Consider the following 7914-nt stretch of genomic DNA (forward strand, 5'->3'; position numbering starts at 1 on the left):
TTATTCGGTCGGCGTTTTTTCCGAAAAGTACACGGCAGCAGATAATTTATGAGCATTGCAAAACGCTAGAATTTCCTTACGCAAGTTGTGCCAGTAGTTCCCATTATTCTCTTCGTAAATTTGATGATATAACGCCTTCAAATGCGGCTGTTTTTGCGTGATATACAGTAACACTCGATGTAATGCCGAAGCGCGCAACTTTAAATTTTCAAAGGCGTATCGATCTACAAATCCTAAAGAGGATTGCACTAGGTTTTTCCAATCCGTTAGTCCGGGGCAAACCGGGGCCACGTTGAGCCAAGTGCGAATGCCTGCCCGGTGTAGGGTTTCTAAAGCCGCTAGGCGCTCTTGTATAGCCGGAGCGCCGGGTTCTATTTGTTGACGGATTTCATCTTGGTGGGTACTGACAGAAATACCGACTGTCACTTCCGGTATTTGTTTCAAAATATCAATATCTCGCAGTACCAAAGGAGATTTAGTCAAAATAGTAATTTGCGCGCCGCTGTGACGTAATTGCTCTAGTAATTGGCGGGTTAAGCGGTATTTTTCTTCTAAAAAATTATAACAGTCAGTAACCGAGCTAAGTAGTATTGTTTTGCCTTGCAAATCAAGCGGTTTATGAGAAATGCTGCGCGTTTTGACATCTAGAAAATCGCCCCATGCTTCTTCGTGACTGGTGAGCCGTTTCATATATTCAGCATAACAATAGATACACCGGTGCGGACATCCCACATAGGGATTAATGACATAATCAAATCCCGGTAATTTGGAAGGCGTAATATATCCTTTGGTCACTATTTCTTTTACGGTAAGCATAGCAAGCAAGTTCCTCACTAAGTGAGATATTTTATATTATAGCAGTATGAGAGAAGCATTTGAATTAATCAAAAACGCTCAAAGTGGCGTTGTATTTACTGGGGCAGGAGTGTCTGTGGAAAGTGGCATTCCCCCCTTTACCGGTGCGGGTGGCCTATGGAATAAGTATGATCCAAAATTTATTGAACTGGATTTTTTCTACCGTGATCCAAAACGCAGTTGGGAAGAAATGAAAAAGATTTTCTTTACCTGTATGGAAGAAGCGCATCCCAATAAAGCGCATGAAGTCATTGCACAACTGGAAAAGAGAGGCGGCTTTCAAGGGGTAATTACACAGAATATCGACGGATTACATCAAAGAGCCGGCAGTAAAAATGTGCAAGAATTTCACGGCACCATTCATCAAATGCACTGTCTAAACTGCGGTCGCAAATACCGCACGGAAGATATTGATTTAACAGAAGTTCCCCCCACTTGTTTATGTGGAGGAGTGCTCAAACCGGATTTTGTTTTTTATGGGGAAGGAATTCCCCCTGCGGTGTATGCCCGTTCCGAAGAGATGGCGTGTTCGTGTGATGTAATGATTATTGTGGGGACCGCCGGACAGGTAATGCCGGCGTGCAGCATGCCACTAACGGCTAAACAGTACGGGGCTAAAATTATTGAAGTCAATACTTTGCCTTCTGCTTTTACAGACACCGTGAGTGATTATTTCTATCAAGTGAAGGCTACAGAGTTCTTTGCCGAATTGGAAAAAGAGTTATAAAGAGAAAACCTATGGAAAAACTGCTGGCCTGTTTTAAAGGATTTTGTTTGTGGATAGAGCGTTGGACGCATATCCCGGAGCAGATGTGGCGTTTTTTAATGATTGGGGCCCTTAATACGGCTTTTGCGTATGGACTGTATGCTTTGTTTATTTTTGTAGGATTACACTATACGCTGGCGGTATTATTGTCCACGGTAATCGGTATTTGTTTTAGCTTTAAAACCTTGGGCGGGCTGGTTTTTGATAATCCCGATAACCGACTGATTTTTAAGTTTTTTGCCGTATATACCGGGTGCTATTTTCTAAATATTTTTCTGCTGGGTCTGTTTAGCCGCTATGTGTGGAATAATCTATATGCGGCCGGCCTGTTTAGCTCGCTAGTGGTGGCGGCGGTCAGTTTTTGCATTAATAAATATTTCGTATTTAAGAAATAACCTGTTGCGCAATTTCTTTTTCTGTTGTACGCATAGCTTGCAAGGTGTCACCCAGTAATTTGTCCAGTTCCCACCCCAACATCTCTGCGCCTTGTCTAATAATGTCGCGCGAGCATCCGGCGGCAAATTTTTTATCTTTAAATTTTTTCTTTAGACTAGCTAGCTCCATATCTTGCGTACTTTTAGACGGGCGCATGCGAGCCGCGGCTCCGATTAGTCCCGTCAGTTCGTCTACCGCAAACAATACTTTTTCCATTTCATGCTCGGGTTTTACATCACAAGAAATGCCATATCCGTGTGAACAGACGGCGTGTACCAATTCTGGTTCGGCTTGAATTTCGGCCAGAAGTTCGGGTGCTTTTTTACAATGTTCTTGCGGAAACTTTTCAAAATCAATATCGTGCAGTAAGCCGCACAATCCCCAAAAATCTTTTTCCGCGCCATAACCCAGGTTTTCGGCAAAATGGCGCATTACCGCTTCTACGGTAAAAGCATGTAAAAGATGAAACGGCTCTTGATTGTATTTTTTGAGCAAGGCAATTGCTATGTCGCGAGTAATAGCGGTACTAGTCATTTTTAACTCCTAAATTATCCCAATTATATTCATCGGTTAAAAAGATACGTACCGACGGGTCTTTGGCAATCAAACGGCGCATAAAATATTTTTTGAGGCTGGGTCGTTTGGTGGTATTGTAACAAATGGCTTTCGGGTAATTAGGGAAATAAGCCTTTAGATAAGGATAGAGGCCCATCCCGCTAGAAATACCCCATGGTTGTATTTCTTCAATACGATGTTGAGTTTTATCTACTAAGGCTTGTGTTTGTTCGGCATTGAATTCTTTTTCGAAACCGGTTATAAATAAAATCACCCGCAATCCGTTTTGTGTGAGCAGTTTGGCTTGTGCATCGTCTTTATAAGGCGGTTCAAAAATTAAATTTTCAAGCGGTACACCGCACAGGCGGGCAATGTTTTTGACCTCGTCTATTTGTGCTTGTGTGAGGGAGCTTTTCATATCAATCCAGAAAAAGTTTTCGGCAGGCTCTTTCGGAATAGAAAAAGCAGCTTGCAAGGTCATTTTATATTTGAATTGCCGCGGATCATGCGCTACATATAGCGTAGGATCGTTGGGCTGCGTGTATAAATCAATTTCAAAGCCGTGATAGCGTTTGGATTTAGTAAGCATCCGTTGGCGTTCATTGGTTTGGTGAATGAACGAAAACGCCGTAGGCCCCCAAGATCCCGTCGGTGTTCCCAGATAAGGGGTGGCTATGGGGGTAATAGGGCGCAGATGATTGCAGACCAAAATGTACGACACTCCTGCATAAATACCCACTAAAATAGCCAATAGCACGATTATTTTGCTCAAACGATATAACCAGGTATGTTTTGTTTTCATGAAAATCTCCTCAAGAAAGTTAAAACGGCAAAGCGGTATATTGATCTTGCATCCAAATGCGTACCGTAGGGTCTTGGTGAATGGCGCGAGTCAAGAAATATTTTTTGAGGCTGGGCCGCTTGGTAGTGGAAGAATAAATCGCTTTATTATATTTTGGGAAATACGCTTGTAAATAGGGATATTTGCCCAAGCTGGCCGCAATGGCCCACGGATGATAACGACGCAATAAATCTTCCAATTCTGCATTGAGTAAAATTCGTTTTTGCGGATCATTTTCATCTTCGTGAAAATGCGAAGAAATCTGTAGCAAAATAGGGAAACCGTTGGCACTTAGTAAATCGGCTGTTTCTCCCCCTTTCACTTCAAAAAAGATACGTCTGGGATGGATGTGATATTGTTTGGCAATTTGTTTGATATATTGAATATCTTCTTGAGTTAATGGGGTTTTCAAATCGAGCCAAAAAGTTTTTTCTTCCGGATGTGCTATTGCCGCAAAAATTTCTTCCAATGCCGGAGCTTTTGCAAAGGTGGATGCATCGTGCGCGGCTACTAATTTTTTTTGGTATTTGCTCACGTCTATTTCAAAGCCATTGAACGCTTTTTCTTTGGTTTGTGCGCGGTGAACGGAATTGACTGCATGTAGCATGTTTACGTCGGGCCGTATGTCATAAGAAGCTACTGCGGAAACGGGTGCAATCGGCTGTAGCGGCTGCATTTTTAACCAAATGTATCCGTACATGGATGTGGTATAGAGTAAAGCAATAGCGCAAAGCAGAACAAAGATTTTGCAAACGTTTTTCATAGGCATAAAAACGCCCGCCGGAGCGGGCGCTTTTCCAAGTATATTAGAAGCGATTCGGTTCTTTGCTGGGCAAGATGTAGAACACTAACAAAGTAAGAGGCCCTACAACCGGAATGAACACTAACAGTACCCACCAACCGCGAAAGTTAATATCGTGCAAGCGGCGCACAGTTAAACCCAAGCTGGGAAGAAGTAACACTAAACTGTAAATGTAATACAGCGTGCGGAACAAAGTTCCGACAGAGCCACTCATGGTTCCTAAGGCTGTCAAAATGACCAAAAAGATCAAATTGAACAACGTAAACAGCCAAAACTGTTTGCGGGTAGCACGGCCTTTGAAATCAAAGAAATGCTGAGTAATTACGTCCATGAAATACGTTTTAAACATGCCTTTTCTCCTTGATGAAATAGACTACTCTCATACTATAGCATTTTTTAGCTTTTTTGGCTATTTGTAGAAATGACTAAATTCTTTCAAACTTTCGTTTAGTGCTTTGGCGCTTACCGGTGTGTCTGTGGAGGTAAAATCTTCGTCGTAGGTTACCATGCCGCCGTAATTATTTAATACAGAGATTTTATTGCCTTCCTGCACGGCTTTGTTGGTGTAACTGGAGATAATCGTCCAAGGACGCGGAGTAGTGTCCAGCAAATCATAGCCCGAGCTATAATCGGACACTGCATTGTTGCAAAGCAGTGCATGGCGTAAAAGCAGAGGCACAATATCATAGTGGGCGGTGCGGCGATCTACTTGCTGGCCTTGCATACCGGGCCACCAAACTAGTAACGGAACCCGCGTTTGGTATTTTGCAAAATTACTGTTATGGCCCCAAAAATTGTGACGGGTATCGTTTACTTCTTGTCCGTGGTCGCCTGTCAAAATAATCACCGTATTTTTATCTAATCCTTTTTCTTTCAGACGGGTAAAAACCTGGTGCAACAGTCCGTCAATATAGTGCACAGAATTTTTATAACGGTTCAAATACGGGGTCGGATCTGTATTTTTGGTTAATAACAAATAGTTCATCACGTCCGGCGCACTGGGGGCAAACGGCCCTTGATAATCCGGCGGTAAGGACTGCCCGTGGGCGGAGTCATAAAATAAAAATCCGAAGAAAGGTTGCTGGGGATTGCGTGTATCTAAGAAATGTAAAAAATCTTGTTGCGCATCTTCGTCACGTTGCCATTTCTCTTCTCCCTTAGAAGATAAGCGTAAATTTTCAATGTCAGCAAACACATTTTGGTTAAACTCAGGACTGTTTAGGCGGGAACTGGCAAAAATGCCGAATTGATAGCCCTGTTTATCCAACTCTGCCATTAAGACAGGACGCATTTTGGCACCGGTAATAGTATCCCAATAAGCATAAGGCATAGAATAAAACAGGGAAAACACGCCTGCTTCGGTGGCATTACCGCCTGATAAGTGATTCGTAAAATAAAAGGCATCAGGGGCATTTTTATAAGCCGCATAGGTGTAAGGCATCGTTTGCGCAGTAAAAGAATCGGCCCGCCACGCATCAATCAAAATGACTAGGATATTGGGCTTTTGCTGGGGCGCGCAAGATAAGGGAGCCACCGGATAATTCAAAGCACCGGCCCGCGGGGTTTCATAAGGCTCGTGTTTCGGCTCAAAACCCATTTTGCGCAGACGTCGGTTCATGCTCATGGGGTTTGCCCAAGGTAGATAGGTTACTTGCGTGAGGACTGACGGAACTAACATAAATTTTCCCCAAGCATACATGCCATTATATCCGGCAAAACACAGCACCGCCATTAAACTCATGCAACTCATCATTTTGACGGATAATTGCCATTTGCAGGCCAGACGTACTAGTCCCCAAGTGGCTGCCAAAATAACAATTAAAGCGACCGCTAGTACGAAGTAAGTGGAAGTTGGAAAGACAAAAATTTCTCGTCCGGCCGGACCAAAAAAGAGTTGCAACATAGCCCCACTGATATGGAAGCGATATTGCGTATATACAAAAATGTCCAGCAGTAGCGTGGTGTTTACTAAAAATCCTATCAGCAGACTGCCCCAATAAGCTGTTTTTTCCCCTATCAGGCGACACAAGGCCAGCAGTATGAATAAACCCAGTGCCAGTAAAAAGAAATGTCCCGTGATAAACAGGGCGGTAAAAATCCCCCCTGTTACGGTAGGATAGAACCCGCTGATCATAAAATAAATCAGCGCCAACAAACAGCACAACACATATTCTGCGCTACAGAAGGAAAAAATTTGTTTTAGGTTCATATATAAATTATACCTATTTCGTGTGTGGGAACAGTACGTCAATTGTTTCAAGCACGGCTAACAGACAAATTTGTTGAGCGGTTGGCCGTAGTGGGTTTTTTTCCACAATTTCTTTTCCGATATGTATATAGTTGCGGTGCATACGGGCCGCGCGGCAGAGACGCAAGACGTGAGCAGGCAAGAGTTGTTTTTGCGCGTATATGCTCAGTAAATCGCTGAGGTTTAAATCAAAAACAGTTCTGGACTTTTTCCCGTTGGGAGCGGCCTGCGTGAGATGTAATTTTTCATGTAAATAGAGGGCCAGTAACAATTCTAATAAAGCACCGGATAATACGACCACACTGCGTACGTGTTCTAATAAATAATTTAAGATTAATTCATCAAACTGTTCAAGCACCAGGGTGCGATAGATTTTTGGCACGCGGGCCAGTTGTTTTTGTTTGCGGAAATAGTCCACGTGCGCCAAGGATTGAGGTGTAATTCGGCCCAGTTTAGTTTGCCAAGCATCAGGCAATTTGGACGGACAACGTACGCTGATGGTACGTTGGGCATAACGGCTTAGCGTACTGATTGGAGTATAACCGGGCAAAGTGCTTTCTTGTCTGATTTTTAGTCCGGTCATGAGTTTTTTTGTCTCCGGATCTTGGGGGATGAGCTGTTGTAAAATACGGGCACAACAGATCGCTTCTTCCGCCATTTGCAACGAAATAAAGGCTTGTAGCAAAGCAGGATGATACAAGGATTCTTTTTTCCCCTCCGGCACGTACAAGCGCAACAGTTGATAAATTTGCACCATTTGGCGATACTGAGCGCTTAGGCGTAAATCCGTGTATAGACGTTCCAAGTCGTCTTCGAAAGGACGGCCGGATAGTATGGCAGTTTTGATGCTTTCCACGCGTCGCTGAGAAGTATTTTTTAATAAACCGGACATAGTCTTATCATAGCAAATGTAGAAGGAATGAACGATTAAGATTTACGCGGTTTGCTGAAAAAAAGACATTTTTAATTTTCTTGTTTGGCCGTTTTGTTGTCGGGAAATAGAAAAGGCTTGACTCGTTTTTTTTTTTTGCTACAATTTCCCAGAATGCCACTGTTTTTCAAGACACTAAGTCTTTAAAGGTTGTACTGTGGGCGTTTTAGGCTGTTTAACAGGAGAATAAAAATGTCAAAGAAAGCCTTTACTTTAATAGAGTTGTTGATAGTAGTACTTATTATTGGAGTATTAAGTGCTATTGCTATCCCAATGTATCAAGGAGCAGTAGACAAAAGTCATTGGAGCACGATGTTACCGGGAGCCAAAGCGATAAAAGACGCAGAAGAAGCTTTTAAAATGGCCAATGCGGGATATACCGACACCATGGCTAATTTAGACGTAACAATGGAAAACAATGATTTAACATTTAATTTAATTACTCCTAATAATACATCTGACCCCAATGTAATCAGAGTAA

General features: G+C 42.7%; 10 protein-coding genes. 3 read left to right on the top strand and 7 right to left on the bottom strand.

What is annotated here, in order from left to right:
- Positions 1-816: a radical SAM protein gene (locus tag IKN49_05295; protein MBR3632451.1), complete on the bottom strand. Its 816-nt coding sequence runs from the start codon at positions 814-816 to the stop codon at positions 1-3.
- 46 nt (positions 817-862) lie between these two features.
- Here IKN49_05295 and IKN49_05300 point away from each other — a divergent pair, with 46 nt between their 5' ends.
- Together IKN49_05300 and IKN49_05305 are read left to right on the top strand one after the other, a co-directional pair.
- Positions 863-1582, top strand: coding sequence for an NAD-dependent deacylase (locus IKN49_05300; protein MBR3632452.1), 720 nt, complete (start codon positions 863-865; stop codon positions 1580-1582).
- Positions 1583-1593: 11 nt separating this feature from the next.
- Positions 1594-2016, top strand: coding sequence for a GtrA family protein (locus IKN49_05305; GenBank protein ID MBR3632453.1), 423 nt, complete (start codon positions 1594-1596; stop codon positions 2014-2016).
- Here the strand turns inward: IKN49_05305 and IKN49_05310 are convergent.
- The 6 genes from IKN49_05310 to IKN49_05335 are packed head-to-tail and all read right to left on the bottom strand — an operon-like array spanning position 2006 to position 7394.
- Positions 2006-2590 (bottom strand): hydrolase, encoded by a 585-nt coding sequence (locus tag IKN49_05310; GenBank protein ID MBR3632454.1) that lies wholly within the window; start codon positions 2588-2590, stop codon positions 2006-2008. The two genes, IKN49_05305 and IKN49_05310, sit on opposite strands and share 11 nt — an antisense overlap.
- Positions 2583-3413, bottom strand: coding sequence for a hypothetical protein (locus IKN49_05315; GenBank protein MBR3632455.1), 831 nt, complete (start codon positions 3411-3413; stop codon positions 2583-2585). Before IKN49_05315 ends, IKN49_05310 begins: the two co-directional genes overlap by 8 nt.
- A gap of 19 nt (positions 3414-3432) precedes the next feature.
- Positions 3433-4215: a hypothetical protein gene (locus IKN49_05320; GenBank protein ID MBR3632456.1), complete on the bottom strand. Its 783-nt coding sequence runs from the start codon at positions 4213-4215 to the stop codon at positions 3433-3435.
- Between the two features lie 43 nt (positions 4216-4258).
- Positions 4259-4603 carry a DUF805 domain-containing protein gene (locus IKN49_05325; protein ID MBR3632457.1) on the bottom strand — a complete coding sequence of 115 codons (345 nt, stop codon included), beginning with the start codon at positions 4601-4603 and terminating at the stop codon, positions 4259-4261.
- Between the two features lie 60 nt (positions 4604-4663).
- A complete protein-coding gene (locus IKN49_05330; GenBank protein ID MBR3632458.1) occupies positions 4664-6463 on the bottom strand; it encodes a sulfatase-like hydrolase/transferase in 1800 nt (599 codons plus the stop codon).
- A gap of 13 nt (positions 6464-6476) precedes the next feature.
- Positions 6477-7394 carry a hypothetical protein gene (locus IKN49_05335; GenBank protein ID MBR3632459.1) on the bottom strand — a complete coding sequence of 306 codons (918 nt, stop codon included), beginning with the start codon at positions 7392-7394 and terminating at the stop codon, positions 6477-6479.
- A gap of 231 nt (positions 7395-7625) precedes the next feature.
- Here IKN49_05335 and IKN49_05340 point away from each other — a divergent pair.
- A partial coding sequence (locus IKN49_05340; protein ID MBR3632460.1) for a prepilin-type N-terminal cleavage/methylation domain-containing protein occupies positions 7626-7914 on the top strand: 289 nt, incomplete at its 3' end.

The organism is Elusimicrobiaceae bacterium (assembly GCA_017528825.1).
GTDB lineage: Bacteria > Elusimicrobiota > Elusimicrobia > Elusimicrobiales > Elusimicrobiaceae > Avelusimicrobium.

What these genes read in the sequence shown, in the direction of transcription:
- IKN49_05325 (MBR3632457.1), bottom strand. Translation starts at nt 4,603, where the DNA reads ATGTTTAAAACGTATTTCATGGACGTAATTACTCAGCATTTCTTTGAT.
- IKN49_05315 (MBR3632455.1), bottom strand. Translation starts at nt 3,413, where the DNA reads ATGAAAACAAAACATACCTGGTTATATCGTTTGAGCAAAATAATCGTG.
- IKN49_05300 (MBR3632452.1), top strand. Translation starts at nt 863, where the DNA reads ATGAGAGAAGCATTTGAATTAATCAAAAACGCTCAAAGTGGCGTTGTA.
- IKN49_05320 (MBR3632456.1), bottom strand. Translation starts at nt 4,215, where the DNA reads ATGAAAAACGTTTGCAAAATCTTTGTTCTGCTTTGCGCTATTGCTTTA.
- IKN49_05305 (MBR3632453.1), top strand. Translation starts at nt 1,594, where the DNA reads ATGGAAAAACTGCTGGCCTGTTTTAAAGGATTTTGTTTGTGGATAGAG.
- IKN49_05295 (MBR3632451.1), bottom strand. Translation starts at nt 816, where the DNA reads ATGCTTACCGTAAAAGAAATAGTGACCAAAGGATATATTACGCCTTCC.
- IKN49_05330 (MBR3632458.1), bottom strand. Translation starts at nt 6,463, where the DNA reads ATGAACCTAAAACAAATTTTTTCCTTCTGTAGCGCAGAATATGTGTTG.
- IKN49_05310 (MBR3632454.1), bottom strand. Translation starts at nt 2,590, where the DNA reads ATGACTAGTACCGCTATTACTCGCGACATAGCAATTGCCTTGCTCAAA.
- IKN49_05335 (MBR3632459.1), bottom strand. Translation starts at nt 7,394, where the DNA reads ATGTCCGGTTTATTAAAAAATACTTCTCAGCGACGCGTGGAAAGCATC.